We start from the raw sequence: 26,281 nt of genomic DNA on the forward strand, positions 1-26,281 counted from the left end.
GGACGCCGCCGCGCACCGCCGGGGACTAGCCTCGACGGCGTGCGTACGGTCGAACTGCTCTGCTCGCCGGAGCTGGAGGAGGCGGTACGGGCGGCCTGGGACCGGCTCGCCGCCGCCGGCCTGCCCAGCCTGGCCCGCCACCCGCACCCGACGAACCGGCCGCACCTGACCCTCGCCTCGGTCGACGAGTTCCCGCCCGGCGCGGAGCAGCGCCTCGCCGACCTCTGCGACGCGGCGCTGCCGCTGCCGGTCCGGCTGGACCGGGTGGCGGTCCTCGACGGCAGCGCCCCGCTGGTCTGGCTGCTCCGCCCCACGCCGCAGCTGACCGCCCTGCACGGCGCGGTCTGGGACGTGCTCGCCGGGGCTCCCGGGCCGCGCCCCTGGCACCTGCCCGGGCGCTGGGTGCCGCACCTGAGCCTGGCCCTGCGGTTCGGCGACGCCGATCGCCGCCGGGCCCGGGCGGTCACCGGCCCGGACCGGCCGGGCGGGGAGTTCGTGGCGGCGCGCAGCTACGACAGCGACACCCGGACGGTCCGCGAGCTGACCCCGGCCTGCCCGCGCCCCGGCCCCTGACCGGGGCCACCCGCACACAGCCCGGCCCGACCGGGGCCGCCCGCCGTGCGGACGGCCCCGGTCGCACCGGTCAGCGGTGGAACCGCAGGTAGTCGAACTCCGCGGTCACCGCCGGGGTGGCGCCGCCGTGCGCGACCAGACCGATGCGGGGCGTGGTGTCGGCCGGGAAGGTCCAGACCGCGCCCCACGTCCAGTGCGTGCCGTCCCGGCTGGACCCGGCCCGGAACTCGTGCTCACCGGTGGCCCGGTCGACGTGGTGGGCCAGCCGCAGCCACGTCGTGGTGGCCGGGGTGCCGACGATGCTGCCCCCGTACACCGGCTGGCCGGCGAAGGGCAGCTCGTAGCCGTACTCGACCTGGCGGGTGTTCCAGATGGCCACCTGGGCGAGCCGGGCGAACCGGTCGTCGTCCACGTACGCCACGAGACCGGCCTGCTGGTAGTTGCGGACCACGTCCTCGCCCAGGTCGAGGGTCACCTTCGTCTCCGCGACGTAGTCGCCCGCGGGCGCGTCGCGCAGCAGCACCCCGGCCGTGTTGCCGGTGCCCACCAGGTCGGTCGACTCGACGGGCCAGCGCAGGGCGCCGCCGCTCACTGTGGCGGCCGGGTTGGGCCGGATCCACTGCCAGGCCGGGTCGAGCCCGTCGGAGAACTCGTCGGAGTACCGGGAGAGCACCGGGCCGACGCGGGGCGGGGCGACCGGGTGGCGGACCGGGCGGTACAGCGCGGCCGTGCTGACGTTGTCGAACTCGGCCGGGCCGCCGTCGGCACGCAGCGCGAGCGGGCCGGCCGCCGGCCGGGTGAGCGTCAGCGCCACCACGGCGAGCTGGTCGCCGAGGCGGGCCGGGCTCAGCTCGGCGACGAGCCGGCGATCGCGTACCTCGACGGCCAGGTTGTGCCGGCCGGTGAGGTCGAGCCCGGCGGGCAGCGGCACGCTCGCCGTCGCGCCGCCGCTCTCCCGGGCGGTCAGCCGGCCGCCGCCGACGGTGACCTCCACCCGGCCGAGCCGCAGGCCGGCCGTCGCGGCGCCGGCCAGCCGCAGGTCGACTTCGGCGCGGACGTCGCCGCCGATTCCGGCCCGGGCGGTCAGCGTGCCGGTGCCGGACAGCACGCCGCCGCTCACCCGCCAGTGGCCCCCGCCGCCCCGCCAGCCACCGAGGTCGGCGCCGTCGAAGCGGGCGTCGATCCGGCCGGTGGTGACCGGCGCGGGCCGGGCCCCCTCGGAGGGGCCGGCGCCGGCGTTGACGGTCGGCCAGCCGTCCACCCAGTCGAGGCGGTCCAGCAGCATCGGCCGCTCGTTGATCCCGAACGGCTCGTCCAGGTACGGGTCGGCCCGGTCGATGGCGTGGTAGGCGATCCAGTCCTGCCCGGACAGGTCGGTGACCACCGCGTTGTGCCCGGTGCCGATCCACCGGTTGCCGTTCTGGGTGAGCACCGGCGTGCCGCCGGCCCGGGAGGCGTCCAGCCGCTGGCCGTCCCGGTCCACGAACGGCCCGCGCGGGTCACGCGCCCGGCCGACCTGGACGGAGTAGCCGGTGGCGGGGCCGGCGCAGCAGTTCGCCGTGGAGGCGAACAGCCAGTACCAGCCGTCGTGCCGCAGCACGTAGCCGCCCTCGAACTTGTTGTCGACGGCGACCAGGCTCGGCGTGCCGACCGCGTGCAGCCCGTCCGGTGTCAGCTCGGTGACCGAGATGCCGCCGTAGTAGCTGCCGAAGTAGAGGTACGACCGGCCGTCGGAATCGGTGAACTGGCTGGGGTCGATGGTCCAGAGGTAGCCGCCGCCCCCGCCCGGCCGCGGGGCGACCACGGGCGTGTCGGAGAACGTCCACGGTCCGGCCGGGCCGGGCGCGGTGGCCGCCCCGATCGCGGTGTCGAAGGTGTCGCCGGAGACGGTGGTGTCGGTGACGGTCACGTACATGACCCAGCGGTCGGCGACCCGGCGCACGTCGGGCGCCCAGAACGCGGCGCCGGGTGCGGCGAAGGACGGCCGCTGGTCCGGCGCGAAGGCGTCGCCCACGTAGGTCCAGTCGACCAGGTCGGCGGAGCGGGCGATCGGCACCCGGTGTGCCTGGTGTTCGCCCTCGCGCAGCGGGTCGGAGGTGCCGAAGGCGTACCAGAGGCCGTCGTCGCCACGGACGACGGCCGGGTCGGCGAAGGTGTCGGCGAAGCCGGCCGAGACCGGGTTCCGGTAGCGGTCGGTCCCGGCGGCGGGCGCGCCCGCCGCCGCCGTGGACGTGGTCAGCAGCAGAGCGAGTGCGGCGGCGAGCACGCCGCCACGGTGGAGATGTCCCATCAGGCCTGCCCTCAGAGGTAGACGGAGGTCACTGCGGTGCCTCCGCTTTCTACAACGTTGGAGACAACGATGTAAAGGGCGACGCGCACATGTCGGTGGGGACCGAAGCGTTCCCGTGCCAGCATTGCCCGCATGACCACCCGCACCGAGGGCCACACACTGGCCGGGCTCGCCGCGCTGCTCGCCGACCCGACCCGGGCCAGCTTCTGCCTCGCCCTGCTCGACGGGCGGGCCTGGACGGCGGGCGAACTGGCCCGGTCCGCCGGGGTGGCCCCGTCCACCACGAGCGACCACCTGACCCGGCTGGTCCGGGGCGGGCTGCTGGTCGAGGAGCGGCAGGGCCGGCACCGCTACGTCCGCCTCGCCGACCCGTCGGTGGCCCAGCTCATCGAGGACCTGGCCGGCCGGGCGCCCGCCCCGGCGGCGCCGCCCCGCACGCTGCGCGCCGCGTCGGCCCAGGCCTCCCTCGCGTACGCCCGGACCTGCTACGACCACCTGGCCGGCCGGCTCGGCGTGCTGGTGCACGACGCCCTGCTGGCCCGGGGCGTGCTCGACCGCGCCGGCGGCCTGGCGCTCACCCCGGAAGGGATGGGCTGGCTGACCGACCTCGGCGTGCCCGTCGAGCCGCTGAGGGCCGGCCGGCGGCCGCTGGTCCGGGACTGCCTCGACTGGACCGAGCGCCGCCCCCACCTGGCCGGCGCGCTCGGCGCCGCGCTGTGCCGGCACTTCCTCGACGTCGGCTGGACGGCGCGGGGCACCGGCCGGGCACTCCGCCTCACCCCGGCCGGCCGCCCCGCCCTGGCCGCCGCCCTCGCCCTCGACCCGGCCGCCCTCGCCCCGCCCTCGCGCGACACCGGCCCGGCCCGCGCCTGACCGCGCCGGTCGCCGCGCTCCCGATGACGCGACGCCCCCACGTGGCGGCCGGCCCGGGTCAGAGCCAGCCGGCCTCGCGGGCCCGCCGGACCGCCTCGGCCCGGTCGGCCGCGCCCAGCTTCTGCACGCACGCGGCGAGGTGGTTGCGGACCGTCCCGGCCGCCAGGTGGGTCCGCCGGGCGATCACCGCCACCGGGGTGCCCAGCTCGGCCAGGCGCAGGGTCTCCAGCTCCCGCGGGGTGAGCGGGCACTCGGGCAGGGTCAGCGCGTCGGCGGCGAGGGCCGGGTCGACGTACCGGGCGCCGGCGTGCACCCGGCGGATCACGTCGGCCAGGGCACCCCCGGGCGCGCCCTTCGCGAGGAACCCGCGGGCGCCCGCCGCCAGTGCCGGCCGGAGGTGGGCGGGCCGGCCGTGCCCGGTGAGGATCACCGTGGCGCACCCGGGCAGCACGCGGGCCAGCTCGGCGGCGACCTGGACCCCGCCGGGCGGCGGCATCTCCAGGTCCAGCACGGCGACGTCGGGCCGGTGGGCCAGCGCGGCGGCCAGGGCGGCCCGGCCGTCGGCGGCGTGCGCCACCACCTCCAGGTCAGGCTCCAGGTCGAGCAGGGCCGCGAGGGCGAGGCGGATCAGCTCCTCGTCGTCGGCCAGCAGCACCCGGATCACGACGGCACCGGCACGGTCGCCACCAGGTGGAACACCCCGTCCTCGGCGTACGCCCGGACGGTGCCGCCGGCCGGGGCGAGCCGTTCGGCCAGCCCGCGCAGCCCGCCGCTGAGCGCGTCCGGGCCGGCGCCGGCGGCGCCGTCGTTGCGTACGGTCATCCTCACGAGGTCGTCCTCCCGGGCGAGTTCGATCCGGCACCAGTCGGCCCGGCTGTGCCGCAACACGTTCGTCCCGGCCTCGCGCAGCACGGCGGCCAGGTCGGCGGCGACCGGCGCGGGCAGCTCGCCGGCCACCGGCACCACCGTGCAGCGCACCCCGCTGGAGCGCAGCACCTCCCCCACCGCGGCCAGCTGCTCGGCCAGGTCGACGGCGCGGTAGCCGTGCACGGCCTCGCGTACCCGGCTCAGGGCGGATCCGGCGAGCCGGCGCACCTCGGCGGCCTCCCGGCCGGCCCGGGCGGCGTCGACGGGCGCGAGCCGCTCGGCCAGCTCGGCCTTGAGCGCGATCACGGTGAGGTCGTGGCCGAGCAGGTCGTGCACGTCGCGGGCGAACCGCAGCCGCTCCTCGGCGGCGGCGAGCCGGGCCCGGGCGGCCTGCCCCTGCCGGGCCTCGACGACCAGGTCCCAGAACCAGACCTGGAGCCAGGTGACCGCGGCGACGCCGGCGCCGACGCCGCCGGTGACGAGGAGGGCGGTGGGCAGCGGCCCGCCGGTCGCCAGCGTCACGGCCGCCGAGGCGCCGAGCACCCCGGCCGCCGCCAGCAGAGCGGGCAGCGGCCGGAACAGCAGCGGGGACATGCCGACCAGGGACGCGCCCAGCCACGCCCAGGTGGGCCAGGCGCCGGCGGCGACCGGGCCGACCAGCGGCAGGCTGAGCAGGGCGGCCACCGCCAGCGCGGCGTGCCGGCGGCGGCGGGCCGGCCCGGCGAGCCAGGGAGTGACCGCCGCGTGCAGCACCGCCGCCTGCGCGGCGGCGAAGCCGGCGAGCCCGAGCACGCCGAGCGCCACCCGCCACGGCTCCGGCTCGCGGCTGAGCCCGACGCAGGGCAGCAGCAGGGTGGTCCCGACGTTCGTCGCCAGCGACAGCAGGGTGAGCTGCCGGGCCCGCCGCAGCCGGCGGTCCGCCGCGTCGACCGTCATGTCCGCCGATCCTAGGGCCGCCGGCCGCCCGGTCCACCCCTGCGGAATGTCACGCCGCACCCGTGCGGGCCGCACGGTTTTCCGGTGACGGACGCGCATGGTTCCGCGCGCGGGGCGCCGGCAGGCTCTGGGCATGACGGAGACGACGGTACGCGTACCCCTGCGGGCGGATGCCCGACGGCTGGCCGGCCACCTGGCCGGGATGGTCGTGGCGATGGTGGTCGGCATGCTCCTGCTCGGCCCGCTGTGGCGGGCCGGCGCCGGGTGGCTGGGTGGCGCGGACGCGCTGGCCCGGGCCGATGTCGGCGCGCTGGTGATGGCGACGGACATGGGGCTGGGCATGGCCGCCTGGATGTGGCACCGGGGCCACGGGTGGGCTGCCACGGCCGAGATGGTGGCCGTCATGTACGTCCCGTTCCTGCTGCTGCTCCCCGCGTGGTGGGCCGGGATGGTCGGGGACGACGCGCTGATGCTCGGCGGCCATCTGCTGATGCTGCCGGCGATGGCGCTGGTGGCGCTGCGGCACCGGCACGCGCATCCGGCGCCGGCCCGCCGCCATCCGGTGGTCGCGGCGGTGGCGCGCCGGTGGCCGACCGGGTTGGCCGTGCTGATGACGGTGGACCTCTGGGTGGCGCCGACCGTGTTCTCCCCGTGGACGCTGCTGGTGCTACCGGCGGGCTACCTGCTCATCGGCACCTGGCGGCGGCAGTGGGGCGACCGCCGGAACCTGGCGTGGCAGCTCGCCGGGCTGGCCGGCTGGGGCGGCCTGGCCGCGGGCGCCCTGCTCGCGCCGGACGGCCCGGCCGGCGTGCTGGTCGGCCTGGGCTGGCTCGGGCACGCCGCCTGGGACGTGGCGCACCACCGCACCGGCCGCGTGGTGCCCCGGGGGTACGCGGAATGGTGCGCCGTGCTGGACGCCGCCGTGGGGGCGACCACCCTGCTGGCCGTCCTGTCCGCGTGAGCCGGCCGGGGCACGGGGCCCGGCCGGATCATCCCCGACGTGGCGGGGGCGACGGTTTGCGGCGGTCGCCGCGACGGCCGGGCAGGGGTGATGAAAGGCTTGCCCCATGAGTTCCGCACCAACCCCGACCGATCCCGCCCAACCCGCCGAGGACGAGGCCGCCGCCTTCGCGGACCTCGGGCTGCGCACCGAGCTGCTGAACGCGCTCGCCGTCCTCGGCTACGAGGAGCCGACCCCCATCCAGCGGGAGGCGATCCCGCCGCTGCTCGCCGGCCAGGACCTGCTGGGGCAGGCCGCGACCGGCACCGGCAAGACCGCCGCGTTCGCCCTGCCGCTGCTGCAGCGGATGCCCGACGACCGTCCCGGCGGGGACCCGGTGTCCCTGGTTCTGGTGCCGACCCGGGAGCTGGCGGTGCAGGTCTCCGAGGCCTTCCACCGCTACGGCAAGGACCTGGGTGCCCGGGTGCTGCCGATCTACGGCGGCCAGCCGATCGGCCGTCAGCTGCGCGCCCTCGACGCCGGCGTGGACGTCGTGGTGGCGACGCCGGGCCGGGCGCTGGACCACATCGCCCGGGGCACCCTGCGGCTGGGCGCGCTGGCCACGGTCGTGCTCGACGAGGCCGACGAGATGCTCGACATGGGCTTCGCCGAGGACATCGAGGCGATCCTGGAGCACGCCCCGGCCGGCCGGCAGACCGTGCTCTTCTCGGCCACCATGCCGGCCCGGATCGACGGCCTGGCGCGCCAGCACCTGACCGACCCGGTGCGCATCCAGATCGAGCGCGAGCGGCCGGTCGCCGGTGAGGCGCCGCGGGTGCGGCAGAGCGCGTACATCGTCGCGCGCGCACACAAGCCGGCGGCCCTGGGCCGGGTGCTGGACGTCGAGTCGCCCACCGCGGCCATCGTGTTCTGCCGCAGCCGGGAGGAGGTGGACCGGCTCACCGAGACGATGAACGGCCGCGGCTACCGGGCCGAGGCGCTGCACGGCGGGATGAGCCAGGAGCAGCGCGACCGGGTGATGGGCCGGCTGCGGTCGGGCACCGCCGACCTGCTGGTCGCCACCGACGTGGCGGCCCGCGGGCTGGACGTGGAGCAGCTCACCCACGTGGTCAACTACGACGTCCCGTCGGCGCCGGAGTCGTACGTGCACCGGATCGGCCGGGTGGGCCGGGCCGGCCGGGAGGGCGTGGCCATCACCCTGGCCGAACCGCGCGAGCACCGGATGCTCAAGACCATCGAGCGGGTCACCGGCCAGCGGATCGCGGTCGACAAGATCCCCACGGTGGCCGACCTGCGCACCCGGCGGCTGGAGCTGACCCAGGCGGCGCTGCGGGAGTCGCTGCTGGAGGACGACCTGGAGCCGTTCCGGGCGATCGTCGAGTCGCTGACCGACGAGTTCGACCTCGTGGAGGTGGCGCTGGCCGCGGTGCGGCTGGCCCACGAGGCCACCCTGCCCGGCACGGCGGCCGACGAGGAGGAGGAGATCCCGCAGGTCGCGGTCCGCCCCCAGCGGGAGCCCCGGCCCGGATACGACGGCCGGGACCGGCGCGGCGGCGGCGGGCGTCCCCGCTCGGGCGGCACCACGCAGGTCTTCATCGGCCTGGGCCGGCGCGCCGGGGTGCGCCCGCAGGACCTGGTCGGTGCGATCACCGGCGAGACCGGGATCAGCGGCCGGGACATCGGCTCGATCGAGATCGCCGACCGGTTCTCCCTGGTCGAGGTCCCGCACGGGGTCGCCGACGAGGTCATCCAGGGGCTGCGCGGCAGCACCATCAAGGGCCGCAAGGCCACCGTGCGGCGGGACCGCGACCGGGACGGCGACGGCGGCGACCGCCGCTTCGACGGCGACCGCCGGGAGCGCCGCGACCGCCGCTGAGGGCCGGAGGCTCTGCCCGCGACACGGGGAAGCCCCCGCCGTCCGCAAGGACGGCGGGGGCTTCCGTGTGCGGGTCCGGTCAGGCCGCGGCGAGCGGCTGGCCGCCCAGGGTCTCCGCGTCGACGTCGGCCGGGCGCAGCGCCAGGGCGAGCACGTCGGCCACGTCGGCGAGGGTGTGGACGGTCAGCGCCTCGCGGACCTCGGCGGGCAGGTCGTCCAGGTCCGGCTCGTTGCGCTTCGGGATGATCACCTCGGTCAGGCCGGCCCGGTGGGCGGCGAGCAGCTTCTGCTTCACGCCGCCGATGGGCAGCACCCGGCCGGAGAGGGTCACCTCGCCGGTCATCCCGAACTCGGGGCGGACCGGCCGGCCCGTGACCAGCGAGGCCAGCGCCGTGACCATGGTGATGCCGGCACTCGGGCCGTCCTTCGGCACCGCGCCCGCCGGGAAGTGCACGTGGATCCGCCGCCCGGCGAGGGCGTTCGGGTCGATGCCGAGGCGTCGCCCGTTGGAGCGCAGGTAGGACAGCGCGATGTGCGCCGACTCCTTCATGACGTCGCCGAGCTGACCGGTGAGGGTCAGGCCCGGCTCGCCCTCCATGCTGGTCGCCTCGATGAACAGCACGTCGCCGCCCGCGCCGGTGACCGCCAGGCCGGTGGCCACGCCCGGCACCGCCGTACGCTCCGCCGACTCCGGGGTGAACTTGGGCCGGCCCAGGTAGCGGGCGAGGTTGTCGGTGTCGACGCGGACCGGCGCCGGGTCGGCCGCCAGCGCCACGGTGACCTTGCGCAGGATCTTCGCCAGGGCCCGTTCGAGCTGCCGGACGCCGGCCTCCCGGGTGTACTCACCCGCGATCAGCGCCAGCGCGCCGTCGGTGACGGTGACCTCCTCGGCGGTCAGCCCGGCCCGCTCCCGCTGCCGGGGCAGCAGGTGGTCCCGAGCGATGGCCACCTTCTCGTCCTCGGTGTAGCCGTCCAGGGTGACCAGCTCCATCCGGTCCAGCAACGGGCCGGGGATGCTGTCCACCACGTTGGCGGTGGCCAGGAAGAGCACGTCGGACAGGTCGAGGTCGACCTCGAGGTAATGGTCCCGGAAGGTGTGGTTCTGCGCCGGGTCGAGCACCTCCAGCAGGGCCGCGGCCGGATCGCCGGCGTAGCCGACGGCCAGCTTGTCGACCTCGTCGAGGAGCACCACCGGGTTCATCGAGCCGGCCTCGCGCAGCGCGCGGACGATCCGGCCGGGCAGCGCGCCCACGTAGGTGCGCCGGTGGCCACGGATCTCCGCCTCGTCACGGACGCCGCCGAGGGAGACGCGGACGAAGTTGCGGCCCAGCGCCCGCGCCACGGACTCGCCGAGGCTGGTCTTGCCGACGCCGGGCGGGCCGCCCAGGGCGAGGACCGCGCCGGAGCCGCGGCCGCCGACCACGCCGAGGTTGCGCTCGGCGCGCCGGTTGCGCACCGCCAGGTATTCCAGGATGCGGTCCTTCACGTCGGCCAGGCCGGCGTGGTCGGCGTCGAGCACCGCACGCGCCGCGGCCAGGTCGGTGTTGTCCTGGGTACGCGTGTTCCACGGCATCTCCAGGACGGTGTCCAGCCAGGTGCGGATCCAGCCCGCCTCCGGCGAGGCGTCACTGGCGCGCTCCAGCTTGCCGACCTCGCGCAGGGCCGCCTCGCGGACCTTGTCGGGCAGGTCGGCCGCCTCCACGCGGGAGCGGTAGTCGGCGGAGCCGTCCGGCTCGTCCTCGCCGAGTTCCTTGCGGATCGCGGCGAGCTGCTGGCGGAGCAGGAACTCGCGCTGCGACTTCTCCAGTCCCTCGCGGACGTCGCTGTTGATCTGCTCGGTGACCTCCTGCTCGGCCAGGTGGTCCTTCACCCAGCCCACCAGCAGCTCCAGCCGGGCGGTGACGTCCGGGGCGGCGAGCAGCTCGGTCTTCTGCGCCAGGGTCAGCCAGGGCGCGTAGCCGGCCGCGTCGGCCAGCTCGGAGAGGTCGGTCATCCGCTCCATGGCGTCGATGACCTGCCAGGCGCCGCGCTCCTGGAGGACCGAGGTCATGAGGGCGCGGTACTCGCGGGCGAGTTCCCGGGCCCGGCCGGCCGGGGCGGGTTCGTCGAGGGTGGTCGCCTCGACCCAGAGGGCGGCGCCCGGTCCGGGCACGCCGGAGCCGATCCGCGCCCGGGCGAGGCCGCGGACCACGGCGGCCGGCTCGCCGCTGGGCAGCCGACCCACCTTCTCGATGGTGGCGATCACGCCGACCGAGCCGTACTCGCCGTCGAGGCGGGGCACGGCGAGCAGCCGCTTGTCGCCGCTGGCGCGGGCCGCGTCGACCGCGGCCTGGGTGGTCGGGTCGAGGGTCACCGGGATGACCATGCCGGGCAGCAGGACGGCGTCGGTCAGTGGAAGTACCGGAAGAGTTGCCATCGAACACCTGCTATCGCGTTGAGTTGAGCGTGTCAGGCTCAAGTAACAAACCGTCTCCCTTGTTCCGGCTTGTGACCCACACCACTCCCGCAGCCCGGCGAACCCGCGGCGGCACGCGGGGACGCATTTGCCGCCGCCCGGATAACCCGACCCGCCGAATGGGGAAGGACGGGTATTGTTGCGAAATTGCCGCGAGATACGTCAAACTCATAGCCACACCCCGCCCGACACAGGGAGTAATGGCGATGGCAAGGAAAGTAATCACCGTTCTGACCGACGACCTCGACGGCGGAAAGGCCGATCGGACCGTCGAGTTCAGCCTGGACGGTGTGGCGTACACGATCGACGTCTCCGACGAGAACGCCGGCGTCCTGCGCAAGGCGTTGGACCCGTACATCAGCGCTGGCCGACGGATCGGTCGCGGCCCCGTCGAGGCCGGTCGCCCCGCCCGCGGCGGCGCCCGCCCGAGCACCTCGGGAATGGACCGCGAGCAGAACCGCGCCATCCGGGAATGGGCCGTCAAGAACGGCTACGAGATTTCCGAGCGGGGCCGCATCCCCGTCTCGGTGGTGGAGGCCTACAAGAACCGCTGAACCCTCCCGGTTCACCGTCGGGCATCCCGGGGTCACGCTGAGAAATCGGCGTGACCCCGGTCGGCTTTTTCCGGCGTTAACATTTTTCAGCCGGGCGGGGTGTCCCGGCAGGCCACTTCGTCCCGGCGCCGGCCCTCTCGGGGGCCCGCGCTCCCCGACCCGGGAGTCCATCGGTGCACGTCAGCATGGCGACCAGCGCCGGCACGGCCGGCCGGGCGAACGAGGACTTCGCCGGCGCCGTTCCCGCCGCCGTGGTGCTGCTCGACGGCGCCGGCATCCCGGGGACGGAATCGATCTGCTCCCACGGTGTCGCCTGGTACACCCACCGTCTCGGCGGCACGCTGCTCGGTCGGCTGTCGCGCGACGACGGGCGGGATCTCGCGACGATCCTCGGCGAGGCGATCGACGAGATCGCCGCCGAGCACCGCGGCACCTGCGACATCACGCACCCCGCCAGCCCGCAGGCGACCGTGGCGCTCGTCCGCGCCCACCGGGGCCGCCTGGACCACCTCCTGCTCGCCGATTCCTTCCTCGTCTTCGACCGGATCGGCGGGGGCCCGCAGGTCGTCACGGACGAGCGCGAGGTCGCGGCCCGGCGCGTCTGCTCCACACCGCTGGCGGGCGTTCCGGTGGGCACGCCGGAGTACGACCGCGTCCGTGCCTCCTGCGCCGAGGCGCTGCGCGCCCGCCGGAACCAGCCGGGCGGCTACTGGATCGCCAAGGACGATCCGCACGCGGCGGAGGAGGCGGTGACCGGCAGCCGGCCCCTGCGCGACCTGGACGGCGTCGCGCTGCTCAGCAACGGCGCCAGCCGCGTCGTCAGCCCGTACGGGCTGACTGACTGGCCCGGGGTGCTGGACCTGCTCGCCGATGGCGGGCCGGCGGCCGTCCTGCGCCGCGTCCGGCAGGCCGAGGCCGGCTCCGTGGGCCCCGCCGCGCCGGTCCCGGACGACGCCACCGTCGTGCACTGGACCCGGCTGCCGCACTCCGTGGGCGGCGAACTGTGACCGGGCAACGGCGGAGCCGCCCGGGGCAGACCCCCGGGCGGCTCCGGCCGTCGATGCTCAGTTGACCCGGATCCGCACCGCGTCGAAGGCGGGGGTCTGGTTGGCCCGCTCCATCATCGGGATGCGGTGCGAGCCGTCACCGGCCCAGACCGCGCACTGCGCCAGGCCCGACTGGGGCAGGCCGGGAACCTGGATGGTCACCTGGTCGGCCTGGTTGCTGCCGCCGCCGTCCTCGGTCGCCACGAAGAAGGCCGGAACGTCCTGCGGATTCGACGGCGCCGCCTGGGTGGTCTGCAGCATCCGGCAGGCGGTGTGGAAGTGGCCGCGCACCAGGCCCTGGTCGTTGAGCAGCGAGCTCTCCACGTAGTAGCCACCCTGGCCGGCGGCGAGGAAGCGGTCGCGCACCAGGTTCCGGGTGCTGACCCGGAGGGTGAACGGCTGGTTGCGCTGGACCCGGTTCGGGAACTGCGTGATGAGCAGCGAGGGGTTGTTGGCGGCGGAGCCCACCTCACCGAACGCCGTGCTCACGCACCGGTTGCCGTTCTGGAAACCGTCGTGCGCCTGGAGCTCGCTGTTGGTGCAGTCCTTGGCGAGCACGTTCAGGCCGTTGTTCCCGCCGTTCTGGCCACCGTTGTTGCCGCCATTGTTACCGCCGTTGTTGCCGCCGGTCTGGCCACCGTTGTTGCCGCCGGTCGGCGAACTCGTCGGCGCACCGGTCTGCCCGCCGTTGTCGCCACCGCCGTTGTTGCCACCGCCGTTCTGGCCGCCGTTCTGGCCGCCGTTCTGGGCGTTGTCGGCGATGGCGCACCGGGCCAACTGGTCCAGGCCCTGCGGGCGCTGGGCGACCCGGCCGATGGCCGTCGCGATCCGGTTCAACGTCGCGGTCCGCTTCTCGGCGAGCGGCCGCAGGATGGCGTTGTTGACGAAGTCGCCGCCGTTGCGCCCGTCGGCCGCCAGCCGCCGGTTGGCCTCGGCGATCTGGTCGTTCAGCAGGGCGAGGTTGCGGTCCACCTCGGCGCGCGCCTGCTCGGGCACCTGCGGCAGCTTGCTCCGCACGTCGGGGCAGGCCACGGTCGGGGTCCCGGCGCCCGCGCCGCCACCCCTGGTCTGCTGGCACTCGGCGGCCGACATCTGCCCGTCACCCCAGTGGTTACGCACCCAGCGGCCGTTCTGCCAGGTCCGGGTGGTGCTGCCACGGCCGTCCGGCGCGGTCGCGCCCGGGCTCGGGGCCACACAGGACGCCGAGGCGGTGCGGACGGTGGTCCGCCGGTCCTGGGCGGACGAGATCTGGGTGACGGCGACGATTCCGCCGAAGACCGCGAGCGTGCCGACCACGGCCAGCAGACGCTTGCTCCGCGCGTTACCGGATGACCGGCGCGCCCGTGTGGACCTGCGCATCGAATTGCTCTCCTTCTCGATCCGGTAGTTGACTGGTGACCCCGGCGGACCGATGGATTTCGGGGTGAGGATCACTGCGACGTTCCGGTCGCACGTCGATGACCGACGATGCCCTTTCCGCACCGTCCCCGCGCCGTCCGGCGCGGCGGTGAAGATCTGCGTCCATTCCCGCTTAGGTACGGAGCCGGCACGGCGAAGGTTCAACCGGGGATCGGGAGAATTCGCGGAGATTTCCGGGGCGGCCGGACGCGGCCCCGCGACGCCGGGTCAGTCGGCGCAGAGATGGTCGAAGGCGAAGCCGCCCTCGAACTCGTCGCGCCGGGCGGCCAGCCGCCGGATCCGCGCGCGTACCTCGTCCCGGTCCACCAGGGACGGTTCGGCGGCGTCGAGGTCGCGCAGCCGCTCGCCGACCGCCACGGCGGCCAGGTCCTCGGCGAGCCGGGCCGGGTCCACGCCGCAGGAGAAGCGCTGGGCCACCAGGTGCACCCGCTCGACCAGGCACCGGCCGGGCCGCACCTCGACCCAGCTCCAGCCCTCGGCCGGGCCGTCCGCCCACCGCACGTGGAGCCCGCGGACGATCGGGTCGGCGAGCCGGCGCTCCACGTACGCCTCGACGGCGGCGGCCCGGGTCAGCGCCCCGAGGTCGTTGACCGGTCCGCGCCGGCCGTCCGGGAGCCGGCCGAGAATGTCCCGGAACCCGACCGCGTCGGTGGTGTCCGGACCGGTGCCGGCGGCGTAGCCGCGTGCGTCGATGACGTACTCGACGAGGCGGCGGGCGTGGTCGGCGGCGCGCAACGTCGGCGACTCGACCCGCAGCAGCGGCAACCCGACCGCGGCGCAGACCGCGCTGGTCATCCGTTCGGCCCGGCGGGCCGGCGACCCGGCGGGCGCGGGCGGGGCGAACTGCACGGCGAACAGCGGCAGGCCGGTGTCGGCGGCGCAGACCACCTGGTCGAGGCCCTCCCGCCCGGCGGTGCTCCACTGGTGCCCGGTGACGCCCGGCGGCCTACCCTGCACCAGCTCACCGAGCCGGCGGGCCGGATAGCCCAGGTGGCCGGCGCGGGTGAGCTGCGGCGCGACCCCGGGCGGGATCGGACGCAGCCAGGAGGTGGCCACGCTGCCGGTGCTCGTCATCTCGCCAGATCCGTCCGTCGCTGGTGTCGACGCCCGAGTCTAGGGCGTCGATCATGGCGGCCGCCTCGGCGGTGCGGCGGAATCCGGTTGCCCGGTCCGGCCGGGACCGGTGGAATCGCCCGTGTGGCGATCTTCCTGACGACCGGACGGCTGGTGCTGCGCGAGTTCACCGCGGACGACGCCCCGCTCCTGACCGGGCTGGACGGCGACCCGGCGGTGATGCGGTACCTGACCGGCGGCCGGCCCACCCCGGCCGGCGAGATCCGCGACCGGGTGCTGCCCACCATGCTGGCCGCGTACCGCCGGCCGCCCGAGCTGGGCTGGTGGGCGGCGGAACGGCGAACCGACGGGGAATTCCTCGGCTGGTTCGAGTTCCGCCCGCTGCGCGACGGCGACCCGCGCGAGGTGGAGCTGGGCTACCGGCTGCGCCGGGCCGCCTGGGGCGCCGGGTACGCCACCGAGGGCGCGCGGGCGCTGGTCGGGCACGGCTTCACGGCGCTCGGCGTGGAGCGGGTGGTGGCGACCACCATGGCGGTCAACACCGGGTCCCGCCGGGTGCTGGAGAAGGCCGGGCTGGCGTACCGACGGACGTTCCACCAGGACTGGCCGGAGGCGATCCCCGGCTCCGAACACGGCGAGGTGGAGTACGCGCTGACCCGCGCGGAGTGGGCCGAGCGCCGGCCGGCCACCGATACCGACGCGTCGTCCGGTGCGCGGCAGGTCCCGGGCCTCTAGGCTCGGCCGGGTGCACAGCGGACGGACCCCGGAGCGGCTGACCAAGCGCGGTCTCGTCGCCGTCTCCCACGCCATCGAACGGGCCGCGCTGGCCGAGGCCGAGGACGGGCCGCTGGTCGTGTTCGCCCTGTTCCAGCGGCTGCCGTACTTCGCCCGGGAACGCGCGGTCTACCGACGGATCGCCGGGCGGGCCGCGGTCACCGTGGTCGGGATGGTCGGCGGGCCTGCGCCGGAGCTGCCCGCCGGGGCGTACCCGGTGGCGCTGGAGGAGACCGAGGAGCTGGCCCGGGAGTGGAGCGTGGTGGCGCTGACGCCGCGCTTCGGGGCGAGTCTGGTGGCGTACGACCGGGCCGAGGTGGCGCCCGCGGAGACGCTGGAAGCCGGCCGCCTCTTCGACGGGCGCTGGGGCTTCCGCCGGGACGAGGCGCTGCACGACGTGCTCCGGCTGTGGGGGCAGCTCGCCGAGCGGCTGCCCGCGCCGGCGCGGGCGGGGCTGGAGCAGGCGGTGGCGCGGGTCCGGGACATCCCGGCCGCCCCGGGCGAGGCCCGCGCCGAGGCGGCGCTGCGGCTGCTGGCCCGCCGGGGCGAGCGGGCGCACCCGATCGAGCCGGCGGACGGCCTGCTCGACGAGCCGGGGCTGCGCCGGTGGACCGGCGTCGACGGGGTGACCGCCTCGGGCACCCTGCCGGTGGCGCTGGTCGGCCTCCGGGTGGACGAGCCGGCCGGCGCACCGGAACGCTTCGGCCGACGTGGCGCGGCCCGGGAGGGGCAGGCCGTGCTCGCGGCGGTGACCAGCGTGCTGAGTCCGGTCGACCGGGCGGTCCGCCTGGCCGACAACGAGTTCCAGCTGATCCTGCCCGGGCGGGACGAGGCGGGGGCGCTCGCCGTGGTGGGCCGGCTGCGGGAGGCCGTGGGCGGGTTGGCCCACTCGTACCCGTTCGTCGGGTACGCGGTGCACGCGGCGGTCACCGTGACCGCCCGGCGGCCGTTGCCGTTCGCCGACCTGCGGCACGCGGTGGAGTGGGCGGTGCGCGAGGGCGTACCCGTAGCCTCGCTGCCCTCCGAGCGCGCGCCCGTCCCGACCGGGGCCGGCTGAGCGCCGCGGCCGGAGGACTGCCCCGCCCCGAAACGGGTACGCCCCGCCGGTCCGGTCGATCGCGGCGGAGCGGGGGTGGGGCATGACGCGCGGGCAGTTCGGTTTCCTGGCCGGCTTCCTGGTGGTCGCGGTCTGGGCGCTGGGCGGGGCCGGGGCGGCGGCCGCCGCCACCGTGGCCGGCCTGGTCGGCTGGCTGCTGGTCCGGGCGCGCGACGGCGACGTCAGCCTGCCCGGGCTCGCGGACCGGGCCACCGCCGGCCGGCGTCGCTGAGGCGGACCGGGATGACCGGCACCCTGCCCCGGCGCGCCGCCGCCCCACCCGCGCCGGTCACCTGGCCGGAGGAGCGGACCGCCGGGCTCGCCGAGGAGGCGGCCCGGGGCACCGACGCCGTCACCGATCCGGTGGCCACGGTGCGCGCCGACGGCGCCGTCGTCCGGGTCGACCTGGACGTGGTGGTGGCGCACGGCGCGCCGCTGGCCGCGGTGGCCGAGGCGGTCCGCCGCCGGGTGGCCGCCCGGATCGAGGCGCACACCGGGCTGACCGTCGAGGCGGTCACCGTCACGGTGGTCGACCTGCGCCTGCCCGGTGAGCCGGCGAGCCCGGGCGCCGAACGGGACGACCGCAACCGGCGGCGGGCGGCCGGCCCCGGCGCGGACGTGCGGGAGGCGACATGAGCGCCACCGCCGGCGGGCGGAGTGGGCCGTGCGCACGGTGAACCGGGTCGCCACCCTGCTGCTCGCCGTGGCCCTGCTGGCCGGCGGGGTGCTGGCGGCCGTCGCGGGACTGCTCGCCGCGCTGGGCCGCGCCGGTCCCCTGCCGTCCGGGTGGTCGGCCACGCTGACCACGGTCCGCTGGACGGACCCGCCGGTACGCGGGATCGCCGCCACCGTCACCCTGCTCGGCCTGCTGGTGCTCGGCGCCGAGCTGCGCCGCTGGCGGCCGGCCCGGCTGCGGCTCACCGACGGCGACGGCTGGCACCTGCACCGCCGCTCGGTGGAGCGGCGGCTGGCACGGGCGGTCCGGTCCGTGCCGAGCGTCCGCCGGGCCCGCGTCCGCGTCCGTCGGCGCGGCGACGCCTGGCGACCCCGGGTGACCGCCACCGGCGACCCGGCCGCCCGCGCCGACGTCGAGTTCGCGCTGCGCCGGGAGCTGGACCGGCTGACCGCGCCCCGCCGCGACCCGATCGAGGTCCGGCTCGTCCCCGCCCGGCGGGCGCCGTGAGCAACGCCGCCCACCGGCTGCTGTGGACGGTGCTCGCCCTGCTCCTCGTGGCGGCGGGCGGCACGGCGTCGGCGGTCGGGGCGGGCCGGCTGCCGGGCGGCGCCGTGCCACTGATCGGCGCCGGGCCGGTGAGCTGGTGGCGGGCCGGCGCGCCGTGGAGCACCCTCGCGGTGGCCGTGGGCGGGCTGCTGCTCGCCCTGCTCGGGCAGCGGCTGCTCGCCGCCGGGCTGCGGGTGCCGGACCGGCTCGACGGCACGCTGGCGCACCCCGGCGACGGCGCCGGCCGCACCCGCGTGGCGAGCGGTGTGCTGGCCGGCGCGCTGGAACGCGATCTGCTGCGGGCGCCCGGCGTCCGCCGGGCCCGGGTGGTGCTCACCGGCCCGGTCACCGGCCCGGACGTGTGGGTCGAGGTGCGCCTGGGCCCGTCCGCCGAGATCGACGCGGCCCGCGCGCACGTCGACGCGGCGGTCCGCCGGTTCGCCGCCACGGTCGGCTGCCGCCCCGCCCACCTGGACGTGACGGCGCTGGTCGACGAGACGGCACGCTGAGCCGGCCGCATCACCGGTCCCGGCCCCCGCACGCACGACCGTCGATAGGCGACGATGGGCCGGGGCGAGGGAGGGAGCCGACGTGCGGGTGGTGTCGCTGGTGCCGTCGTTGACCGAGGCGGTGGCGCTGACCCGCCCCGAGGTGCTGGTGGGCGCCACCGACTGGTGCACCCACCCGGCCGGGTTGGACGTCGCGCGGGTGGGCGGGAGCAAGTATCCGGACCTGGACCGGGTGCGCGCGCTGGAGCCCGACCTGGTGCTGCTCAACGAGGAGGAGAACCGCCTCGCCGACGCGGACGCGCTGCGGGCGGCCGGGGTGCCCGTGCGGGTCACCTTTCCCCGCACCGTGCCGGAGGCGCTGACCCAGCTCGGCGAGCTGGTCGCCGCGCTCGGCGTGCCCGGCGAGCCGGAGTGGCTCCGGGACGCGCGCCGGGCGTGGGCCACGCCGCCCGCGCGGGCCACGCCGCGGGCGGCGGTGGTGCCCGTGTGGCGGCGCCCCTGGGTGGTGCTGGGCCGGGACACGTTCGCCGGTGACGTGCTGCGCCGGCTCGGCGTCACCAACCGGTACGCCGACCACCCGGAGCGCTACCCCCGGCCCGGCCTCGACGAGCTGCGCGCCCGGGCACCGGAGCTCGTGGTGCTGCCGGACGAGCCCTACCGGTTCACCGCCGACGACGGGCCGGAGGCGTTCCCCGGCGTGCCGGCCGCGCTGGTCTCCGGCCGGCACCTCACCTGGTACGGGCCGTCGCTCGCCGAGGCGCCCGCACTGCTCGCCGCCCAGCTCGCCGCGGCCACCTGAGGCCGCCGCCGGTCAGGCGACCGGGGTGGCGTGCACCGGGTCCAACTCCATGAGCGTCGTGTCGTCCACGTCGTACCCGATGGCGTTGCGCACCGCGACCACGCCGCCGACCTGCCCGGCGAGCCGGCCGGCCAGCTCGACGGCGCTGCGCCGGTCGAGCCGGCCGTCCAGCGTGACCTCACCGGCGCGGACCTGGACGGTGACCAGGCCGTCCCGGACGGTGAGCACCCGGCGCAGCACCTCCCGCACCACCTCCTCGCGGATCTCGGCGTCGGTGCGCAGGTGCACCCGGAGCAGGTCGCCGCGCGTCACGATGCCGACGAGCCGGCCCAGGTCGTCCAGCACCGGCAGCCGCTTGACCGCCTCGCGGTCCATCAGCCGGGCCGCCGCGGGCAGCGTGGCCCGCGCGTGGGTGGTCACCGCCGGGGCCGTCATCAGGTCCCGGGCCACCAGCGCCGTCGACTTCTCCCGCGCGGTACGCCGGCGCCGGCCCTCGAACACCCGCCGCTCGTCCGGACGTCCGGCCCACTCCACCTTGTGCAGCAGATCCGCCTCGGAGACCACCCCGAGCACCCGGTGGAACGAGTCCACCACCGGCACGCCGCTGACACCGTGCCGGACGAGCACGTCGACGATCCGGCGGTACGGGGTTTCCTCGCCCACCGTCGCGACGTCCCGGGTCATCACGTCGCCCACCTGCCAGGTACGCATCACGGCCTCCTCTGCTCGGCCCTCCTGTGGCGACGGTAGGCCGGCGCCGACCGCCCAGGTCAGAGGCGCCCGGCACGCCAGGGCGGGCCGACCGGACCGGGTCGAGAGGGGACCAAGGTCCCGGTCCGGAGGGCACCGGTCGGCCCTGCTGGTCGACCGCCCGGAGCGGTGGAATGAAGGTGCCACCGGAAAGCGCGGTGCGAGGCACAGGAAGGGACGTGGAGACCATGACCGCGACGATCGAGCGGACCACCGCCAACACCATCGCCCCGGCGGCCGAGGCCACCCGGGACGCCGAGACCACCCGCCAGAAGGCCACCCGGTACGTCTTCGCCGGACTCCGGATCGCCCTGGGCTGGACGTTCCTCTGGGCCTTCCTCGACAAGATGTTCGGCCTCGGCCACGAGACCGCGGCGAAGGCCGCCTGGATCAACGGCGGCAGCCCGACGAAGGGCTTCCTGACCTTCGGCGCGGCCGGCCCGTTCAAGGGGTTCTACCAGGAGATCGCCGGCGCGGCGTGGGCGGACTGGCTGTTCATGCTCGGCCTGCTCGGCATCGGCGTGGCCCTGCTGCTCGGGATCGGCACCCGGCTCGCCGCGGTCGCCGGCGGGCTGCTGCTGCTGATGATGTGGACGGCCGTGCTGCCCCCCGAGAACAACCCCGTCATGGACGACCACCTCATCTACGCGGGTCTGCTGGCCGGCCTGGCCCTGGTCAACGCCGGTGACACCCTCGGCCTCGGCCGGGCCTGGGCGAAGCTCCCCGCCGTCGCGCGGCTGCCCTGGCTGAAGTGAGGTCACCGCGGGCCGTGCCCACCGGGCGGGCGTCACCGAGAGGCGGCGCCCGCCACTCTCGTGCCATCCCACCGGTCCCCGCCGCCACGCCGCGGCGGGGACCGACGCGTATCGGCCGGGCGCGATCCGGCAGGATCGACGGGGACCGCACTTGTCAGCACCGAGGAGACCCGCTCATGGAGAAGCCCGAGGTTGGCCCGATCGAGGGCGCGCCGCCCGCCGATCTCGTCATCGAGGACATCACGGTCGGCGACGGCCCGGAGGCCCGCCCCGGCCAGCTGGCCAGCGTGCACTACGTGGGCGTGGCCCACTCGACCGGCCGCGAGTTCGACGCGTCGTACAACCGGGGTGACACGTTCGAGTTCCCGCTCGGCGGCGGCCAGGTCATCGCCGGCTGGGACCAGGGCGTGGTCGGCATGAAGGTCGGTGGCCGGCGTCGGCTGACCATCCCGCCGCACCTGGGCTACGGCGCCCGGGGTGCCGGTGGCGTGATCAAGCCGAACGAGACGCTGGTCTTCGTGGTGGACCTCGTCGGCGTGCGCTGACCCGCGAACCGTTTCGCCAGGGCCGTCGGCGTGCCGCCGGCGGCCCTGCGTCGCCGGCCGGTCAGGCGGCGGCGCAGGTGACCAGCTCGTGGGCCGACTCGTGGGCCGACTCGCGGATCGGCAGCACCCGGTGCAGGCCGGTGGCCCGCAGCACCCGGGCGACCACCGGGTCGGGGTCGACCAGCACCAGCTCACCGCCGCGGGCCCGGACCCGCAGGTGGGCGGCGACCAGCGCGCGCACCCCGGCGGCGGAGAGCAGCCGCACACCGGAGAGGTCGAGCCGCAGCACCGGCCGGGCCGGCGCGGCCCAGAGCGCGGCCCGGAATGCCGCCACGGTGGCGATGTCGATCTCGCCGACCGCCCGCAGGTCCACCACGTGGTCGCTGACGCTCGTCGCCACGTGGAACCGGTCGCCGCGCTCTCGCATGTCCCGAACCTATCCCCCACCACCGACAGTTCCGGCCGCCCGCGGGCGGGGTTCCGGGTAGGTCCCGGGTGGGACCCTGAGCGGGCTCGGGGTCATCCCGCAGGCCCGGGGCCGCGACCGCGGCGCGGACACGCCGCCGGGGATTCCCGGCGGGGGCATCGGCGGGGAAGAATGGCCGGATGGCCGTCCCCCGCCCGCGCGTGCCCCTGCTGATCCGACCGGTCCGTGAGCCGGCCACCGTGCCACCGCCGCTGGACGGGCCGTGGGCCGCCACCGACGTGCGGCTCGACCGGGCCGACCTGCTGCCGCTGCCCGACGGCGCGCACGGCCCGGAGGACGTGCTGATCGACCCGGAGGGCCGGGTGGTCAGCGGCGACGAGGACGGCCGGCTCTGGTGGTGGCCGGCGGACGCGCCGGCCGGCACCCGCCCCGCGCTGCTCGCCGAGACCGGCGGCCGGCCGCTCGGCATCGAGCTGGACCCGGTCGACGGCGGGCTGGTGGTCTGCGACGCCTACCGGGGGCTGCTGCGGGTCACGCCCGACGGCGCGGTGCACGAGCTGACCGGCGCGGCGCCACCGGTGCACCTGGCCGACAACGCCGCCGTGGCCCGGGACGGCACGATCTACTTCACCGACTCGTCGGACCGGTTCCCGCTCTCGCACTGGAAGCGGGACCTGCTGGAGCACCGGCCCAACGGCCGCGTGCTGGCGTACGACCGGCGGACCGGGCGCACCGAGGTGGTGGCGGGCGGGCTCTACTTCCCCAACGGGGTGGCGCTCACCCCGGACGAGTCCGCGCTGATGCTGGTCGAGACGGCCACCCACCGGCTGCTCCGGGTGGACCTGCCCGACGGCCGGGCCACCGTGCTGGCCGACCTGCCGGCCTATCCGGACAACGTCTCGCCCGTGGGCGACGGGACCTACTGGATCGCGCTGCCCAGCCCGCGGCTGCCGATCATGGAGAAGCTGCTGCCGCATCCCCGGGTGCGCCAGCTCGTGGCCCTGCTGCCGGGTGCGGTGCAGCCGCAGCCCCGCCGCTACGGGCTGGTCGCCCTGGTGGACGGCACCGGTCGGGTGCTGCGCACCCTGCACGGCCCGAGCGGGGCGTACCCGATGATCACCGGCGTGCGGCAGCACGGGCGGCGCCTCTGGCTGGGCAGCCTGACCGCGACGGGCGTGGCCCGGGTCGACCTGGACTGAACGGCATGAGGCCGGCCCGCGCTGGTCCGTCGACCTGGACTGAACGGCGCGAGGCCGGCCCGCGCTGTTCGCGGGCCGGCCCGGCCGTTCCTCCCCGGTGGTCAGCCGCCGCTGTTGCTCTTGGACGGGGCGGGGGCGGGCGACGACCCGCCGGCCACCGCGCCCGGGTGCGGCGTGGCGCTGTGCGTGGGCTTCAGCCCCGCCGGTACGGGCAGCGCGCTGCCCTTGACGAACTCGTCCCAGCCGACGTTCCAGGCCGTGAAGCCGTTGCCCTGGTCCAGCTTCACCTCGGTGCCCTTGACGGTCACCAGGTCGCCGACCTGGGTGACGCCCATCAGCCAGTCCGCGGCGGCCGCGGAGACGTTGGTGCAGCCGTGTGAGGTGTTGGTGAAGCCCTGCTCCCCCTCCGACCACGGGGCGGAGTGGATGAACTCGCCACCCCAGGTGAGCCGCTGGGCGTCGTCCACGTCGACCACGTACGGATCGGCCGAACCCCGGGTGTCGAAGGTGGTGCGGTCGAACTTCTCCATGATCACCATCTTGCCGCTGGAGGTGGGCGTGCTCGACTTGCCGAGGCTCACCGGGACCTTGCGGAGCAGCTTGCCCTCCCGGAAGACGGACATCTGCTTGGTGGCGTTGTCGATCTCGAGCGAGACCTGCCGCCCGATCGTGGAGGTCGCGCTGTGGTCGGCGTCGCCGATGGCGTCCTTGCCGATCGGCAGCCCCTCCAGGGCGCTCCGGACGCTGATCTTCGTGCCGGACTTCCAGAAGTCGGGCGCCCGGTATTCGACCTGCTTGCCGTCCGCCATCCAGGACCAGGTGCCCGGCTGCGGCGGGTCGGTCTTCACGAACAACCGGCGCTGCACGTCCGCTCTGGCCTCTTTCGGAATGGGCGGATCGAATGCGACGACCACCGGCATCGCCGTCCCGTACGTCTGCTTACTGGTGAAATAGAGCTCGCTGGTGATGGCCGGTTTGGTGGATTTCGCCATCGTGGTGAACGTCGTCTTCTGCGTGGTGGTCCGCCCGGAATCGCCGGTCGCGGTCACCTCCGCGGTGTACGTCCGCGAATTCTCCAGCGGCCGGTCCGGCACCCAGCCCGACCCGTCCTCGCGCGGCTGCGCCGGCACCGGCCGGCCCTTGTCGTCGGTGAGTTTCACGGCGGTCACCTTCCCGCCGCTGACCGTCGTTCCCACCTCGGCGCTGACCGGCACACCCTTCGTCCGGTCCACCGGGGTGAGCGTCACCGACGGCGGTGCCGCCTTGCCGTGACCGGGCTTGACGGCCTCCCGCTGGCCGGCGGTGCACCCGCCGACCACCAACGGGGTGGCTGCGATGGTTACCGCCAATAGCGTCAATCGCCGCCTCACGTCCATATTCCGCACCCCATTTCCAGTCCCCCTTGGTTCACATTCTGTACGGCTCTCGGGGCGGCGTGGCATATTCGGCAGAATTGCCAGCGGCGGCTGACTTCGATTTCGGCGCGGACGTACGGAAATGGGAATCGGCGGCGTGGACGGGCGGCGCGTCACGGCCGTGGCCGGTTGCGACGGACGAACCGCGACGACCGGTTCACCCCCGGTCGTCGTCCCCGTGGTTGCGTTCCCAACGGCCGCCCACCGGCGGCGTGTCCAACCGGACGGCCGCCTCGGCGTTCCCGGCCAGGTCGTTGTCCTCGACCCGGCAGCCGACGCAGCCGCCCTCCGCGGTGACCCAGAGCCCGTGCGTCTGGGTGGTCGGCTCGTGGCTGTCCCAGACCCGGTTGCCGCGGATGGTGGCCGAGTCCATGGTCGCGTTGACGGTGATGCCGGCCCGGGTCGCCGGCGGCCCGGGTATCTCGTAACCGCTGCCCGGATTCGGGGTGTCGCCGCTCCAGCCCGTGAAGGCGCCCGGCCGGACCGGGGCCAGGTGAAGTTCGTTCTCGTCGTTCGCGGCGACCACCGCGACCCGCTGGCCCACCCCGATCGTCTTGCCCCGGTGCGCGTCGCCCCGCCAGCTCGCCCGGCGGTCGACCACCGACCGCTCGCTGTACCGGACCGTGTCACCGCCGCTCCGGTCGGCCGGCCCGCACTGGCGGCCGTTCGCCCGGATCCGGTTGTCGACGACGAACGCGTCCCGGACCGGCCGGTCGAAGCGGACGGCGTCCAGGCTGTTGCCGTAGAAGTCGTTGCTCTCGATGACGATCTCCCGGGCGCATTCCGGCCCCGCGTCGCCCAGGCTGCACTGGTGGTAGCCGTACCGGCCGTTACCGCTGATCCGGTTGCCCCGCACGGTGTACGGCCCGGGGGTGTTCCCGATGCTGATCCCGTCGCGCAGGTTCGCGTCGATCACGCAGTCGGTGAGGAGGCCGCCGCGACCCGCCGTGCCGGTGGTGCCCTTGGCCGAGACCTGGAAGCCGGCGTCGAGGTTGCCGACCAGCGTGCACGCCGACACGACGAGGCCGTTGGCGCCCCAGTCGGCGACGCCGAAGCGGTTGCCCTCGGCGTGACAGCCGACCACCCGGATGCCGCGCGGGCGCAGCCCGCCCTCGAACTGCAGCTCGAAGAAGATCCCGCTGGTGGCGTTGCCGACCGCCGAGCAGTTCACCACGTTGACCCGCTCGACGCTGCCCCAGCCGCCGATCCCGATCCCGATCCCCGCGCCGCCCATCTCGGTGCCGTTGTCCATCCGCCCGCAGCCGGCCACCAGCACCCCGTCGATCAGGCAGTCCTGGAGGAAGTCGCAGCCCAGGCCGGTCGCGGCGGTGTGGTGGATGTAGAGGTTGCGAAACATGCCCCGCACCACGTACTGGAGGCCCAGCCCCTTGGCCAGCGGGTTGTACTCGGCCATCGCCACCCCGGACCCGTCGATCTCGAAGTCGGCGAAGGTGCAGTACGCCAGGTGCCGCTCCCGGCTCGCGCCGTGCAGCTCGGCGGTGTGGAACGCCAGCGTCGTCGGGTCGGCCCGGTCGCCCGGGTTGCCGAGCACGAACCGGGTGGCACCGGGGCCCGCGCCGACCAGCGAGACGCCGGTTCGCCAGACCGTGCCGGCGTCGCGGATCGAGTACACCCCGGGCGGGCAGTAGATCACCCGGGCCCGCCCGTCGGCGGCGTACGCGTCGCCCAGCAGGTCCACCAGCGCGGCGAAGGCCGGCTGGTCGTTGGTCGTCCCGTCCCCGGTCAGCCCGTGCTCCCGCGCGTCGCACATCAGCGGCGCGCCGGCGACCGGATGCGGGCGTACCCCTCCGGCCGAGGGCATGTGCGGATACGTCATCCGTCCCTCCCGTCGGCGACCGGGCTCGT

At 75.8% G+C, this 26,281-nt stretch carries 26 protein-coding genes; 16 read left to right on the forward strand and 10 right to left on the reverse strand.

All coding sequences use genetic code 11. The features are described from left to right. Positions 1-39 precede the first annotated feature (39 nt). The gene (locus tag NFX44_RS27460) at positions 40-573 is read left to right on the forward strand and encodes a 2'-5' RNA ligase family protein (protein WP_262286493.1); all 534 of its coding nucleotides are present in this window, start codon (positions 40-42) and stop codon (positions 571-573) included. A gap of 70 nt (positions 574-643) precedes the next feature. Here NFX44_RS27460 and NFX44_RS27465 read toward each other — a convergent pair whose 3' ends face one another. Continuing rightward, positions 644-2,863: a family 43 glycosylhydrolase gene (locus NFX44_RS27465; protein ID WP_262286494.1), complete on the reverse strand. Its 2,220-nt coding sequence runs from the start codon at positions 2,861-2,863 to the stop codon at positions 644-646. 132 nt (positions 2,864-2,995) lie between these two features. Here NFX44_RS27465 and NFX44_RS27470 point away from each other — a divergent pair, with 132 nt between their 5' ends. Next, positions 2,996-3,736, forward strand: a complete 741-nt coding sequence (locus NFX44_RS27470; RefSeq protein ID WP_262286495.1) for a helix-turn-helix transcriptional regulator — start codon at positions 2,996-2,998, stop codon at positions 3,734-3,736. 58 nt (positions 3,737-3,794) lie between these two features. On the opposite strand, the gene NFX44_RS27475 is transcribed toward NFX44_RS27470, so the two are convergent. After that, positions 3,795-4,400: a response regulator transcription factor gene (locus NFX44_RS27475; protein ID WP_262286496.1), complete on the reverse strand. Its 606-nt coding sequence runs from the start codon at positions 4,398-4,400 to the stop codon at positions 3,795-3,797. Next, positions 4,397-5,539: a sensor histidine kinase gene (locus NFX44_RS27480; RefSeq protein ID WP_262286497.1), complete on the reverse strand. Its 1,143-nt coding sequence runs from the start codon at positions 5,537-5,539 to the stop codon at positions 4,397-4,399. The genes NFX44_RS27475 and NFX44_RS27480 overlap by 4 nt, the downstream gene beginning before the upstream one ends. Positions 5,540-5,672: 133 nt before the next feature. Here NFX44_RS27480 and NFX44_RS27485 point away from each other — a divergent pair, with 133 nt between their 5' ends. Both NFX44_RS27485 and NFX44_RS27490 read left to right on the forward strand, forming a co-directional pair. Next, on the forward strand, positions 5,673-6,500 hold the full coding sequence (locus NFX44_RS27485; RefSeq protein ID WP_262286498.1) for a hypothetical protein: 828 nt from the start codon (positions 5,673-5,675) through the stop codon (positions 6,498-6,500). Between the two features lie 106 nt (positions 6,501-6,606). After that, positions 6,607-8,376: a DEAD/DEAH box helicase gene (locus NFX44_RS27490; RefSeq protein WP_262286499.1), complete on the forward strand. Its 1,770-nt coding sequence runs from the start codon at positions 6,607-6,609 to the stop codon at positions 8,374-8,376. A 79-nt stretch (positions 8,377-8,455) separates the two neighbouring features. Here the strand turns inward: NFX44_RS27490 and lon are convergent, their stop codons facing one another. Continuing rightward, positions 8,456-10,792 (reverse strand): endopeptidase La, encoded by a 2,337-nt coding sequence (lon, locus tag NFX44_RS27495; protein ID WP_262286500.1) that lies wholly within the window; start codon positions 10,790-10,792, stop codon positions 8,456-8,458. Positions 10,793-11,037: 245 nt separating this feature from the next. Here lon and NFX44_RS27500 point away from each other — a divergent pair, with 245 nt between their 5' ends. Beyond that, the gene (locus NFX44_RS27500) at positions 11,038-11,385 is read left to right on the forward strand and encodes an Lsr2 family protein (protein ID WP_262286501.1); all 348 of its coding nucleotides are present in this window, start codon (positions 11,038-11,040) and stop codon (positions 11,383-11,385) included. Between the two features lie 173 nt (positions 11,386-11,558). Next, positions 11,559-12,392, forward strand: coding sequence for a hypothetical protein (locus NFX44_RS27505; RefSeq protein ID WP_262286502.1), 834 nt, complete (start codon positions 11,559-11,561; stop codon positions 12,390-12,392). A 57-nt stretch (positions 12,393-12,449) separates the two neighbouring features. Here the strand turns inward: NFX44_RS27505 and NFX44_RS27510 are convergent, their stop codons facing one another. Both NFX44_RS27510 and NFX44_RS27515 read right to left on the reverse strand, forming a co-directional pair. Further along, positions 12,450-13,790: a hypothetical protein gene (locus tag NFX44_RS27510; RefSeq protein WP_262286503.1), complete on the reverse strand. Its 1,341-nt coding sequence runs from the start codon at positions 13,788-13,790 to the stop codon at positions 12,450-12,452. A 267-nt stretch (positions 13,791-14,057) separates the two neighbouring features. Continuing rightward, the gene (locus NFX44_RS27515) at positions 14,058-14,924 is read right to left on the reverse strand and encodes a hypothetical protein (protein ID WP_262286504.1); all 867 of its coding nucleotides are present in this window, start codon (positions 14,922-14,924) and stop codon (positions 14,058-14,060) included. Positions 14,925-15,047: 123 nt separating this feature from the next. On the opposite strand from NFX44_RS27515, the gene NFX44_RS27520 reads away from it, so the two are divergent. The 7 genes from NFX44_RS27520 (at position 15,048) to NFX44_RS27550 (ending at position 19,324) form a co-directional block, all read left to right on the forward strand. After that, positions 15,048-15,659, forward strand: a complete 612-nt coding sequence (locus NFX44_RS27520) for a GNAT family N-acetyltransferase (RefSeq protein WP_262286505.1) — start codon at positions 15,048-15,050, stop codon at positions 15,657-15,659. A 10-nt stretch (positions 15,660-15,669) separates the two neighbouring features. Next, entirely contained in the window at positions 15,670-16,755 is a 1,086-nt protein-coding gene (locus NFX44_RS27525; RefSeq protein WP_262286506.1) for a DICT sensory domain-containing protein, read from the forward strand. Positions 16,756-16,837: 82 nt separating this feature from the next. Continuing rightward, positions 16,838-17,026, forward strand: a complete 189-nt coding sequence (locus NFX44_RS27530) for a hypothetical protein (protein ID WP_262286507.1) — start codon at positions 16,838-16,840, stop codon at positions 17,024-17,026. Between the two features lie 11 nt (positions 17,027-17,037). Then, positions 17,038-17,430, forward strand: a complete 393-nt coding sequence (locus tag NFX44_RS27535; RefSeq protein ID WP_262286508.1) for an Asp23/Gls24 family envelope stress response protein — start codon at positions 17,038-17,040, stop codon at positions 17,428-17,430. A gap of 28 nt (positions 17,431-17,458) precedes the next feature. Beyond that, positions 17,459-17,977 (forward strand): hypothetical protein, encoded by a 519-nt coding sequence (locus NFX44_RS27540; RefSeq protein ID WP_262286509.1) that lies wholly within the window; start codon positions 17,459-17,461, stop codon positions 17,975-17,977. Then, entirely contained in the window at positions 17,974-18,525 is a 552-nt protein-coding gene (locus NFX44_RS27545; RefSeq protein ID WP_262286510.1) for a hypothetical protein, read from the forward strand. The genes NFX44_RS27540 and NFX44_RS27545 overlap by 4 nt, the downstream gene beginning before the upstream one ends. A gap of 82 nt (positions 18,526-18,607) precedes the next feature. Continuing rightward, the gene (locus NFX44_RS27550; protein ID WP_262286511.1) at positions 18,608-19,324 is read left to right on the forward strand and encodes a helical backbone metal receptor; all 717 of its coding nucleotides are present in this window, start codon (positions 18,608-18,610) and stop codon (positions 19,322-19,324) included. Between the two features lie 12 nt (positions 19,325-19,336). Here the strand turns inward: NFX44_RS27550 and NFX44_RS27555 are convergent, their stop codons facing one another. Continuing rightward, positions 19,337-20,035: a CBS domain-containing protein gene (locus NFX44_RS27555; protein ID WP_262286512.1), complete on the reverse strand. Its 699-nt coding sequence runs from the start codon at positions 20,033-20,035 to the stop codon at positions 19,337-19,339. A 218-nt stretch (positions 20,036-20,253) separates the two neighbouring features. On the opposite strand from NFX44_RS27555, the gene NFX44_RS27560 reads away from it, so the two are divergent. Together NFX44_RS27560 and NFX44_RS27565 are read left to right on the forward strand one after the other, a co-directional pair. Beyond that, entirely contained in the window at positions 20,254-20,829 is a 576-nt protein-coding gene (locus NFX44_RS27560; protein ID WP_262286513.1) for a DoxX family membrane protein, read from the forward strand. A 176-nt stretch (positions 20,830-21,005) separates the two neighbouring features. Beyond that, entirely contained in the window at positions 21,006-21,374 is a 369-nt protein-coding gene (locus tag NFX44_RS27565; protein WP_091258728.1) for an FKBP-type peptidyl-prolyl cis-trans isomerase, read from the forward strand. Positions 21,375-21,435: 61 nt separating this feature from the next. Here the strand turns inward: NFX44_RS27565 and NFX44_RS27570 are convergent, their stop codons facing one another. Next, positions 21,436-21,801, reverse strand: a complete 366-nt coding sequence (locus NFX44_RS27570; RefSeq protein ID WP_262286514.1) for an anti-sigma factor antagonist — start codon at positions 21,799-21,801, stop codon at positions 21,436-21,438. Positions 21,802-21,980: 179 nt separating this feature from the next. On the opposite strand from NFX44_RS27570, the gene NFX44_RS27575 reads away from it, so the two are divergent. Beyond that, entirely contained in the window at positions 21,981-23,000 is a 1,020-nt protein-coding gene (locus NFX44_RS27575; protein ID WP_262286515.1) for an SMP-30/gluconolactonase/LRE family protein, read from the forward strand. A gap of 101 nt (positions 23,001-23,101) precedes the next feature. Here NFX44_RS27575 and NFX44_RS27580 read toward each other — a convergent pair whose 3' ends face one another. Together NFX44_RS27580 and NFX44_RS27585 are read right to left on the reverse strand one after the other, a co-directional pair. Next, positions 23,102-24,376 carry an Ig-like domain-containing protein gene (locus NFX44_RS27580; protein WP_262286516.1) on the reverse strand — a complete coding sequence of 425 codons (1,275 nt, stop codon included), beginning with the start codon at positions 24,374-24,376 and terminating at the stop codon, positions 23,102-23,104. Positions 24,377-24,572: 196 nt separating this feature from the next. Further along, the gene (locus NFX44_RS27585) at positions 24,573-26,252 is read right to left on the reverse strand and encodes a right-handed parallel beta-helix repeat-containing protein (protein WP_262286517.1); all 1,680 of its coding nucleotides are present in this window, start codon (positions 26,250-26,252) and stop codon (positions 24,573-24,575) included. Positions 26,253-26,281: the final 29 nt, after the last annotated feature.

Origin of the sequence: Micromonospora sp. MA102 (assembly GCF_025460765.1) — a bacterium.
GTDB lineage: Bacteria > Actinomycetota > Actinomycetes > Mycobacteriales > Micromonosporaceae > Micromonospora > Micromonospora halotolerans.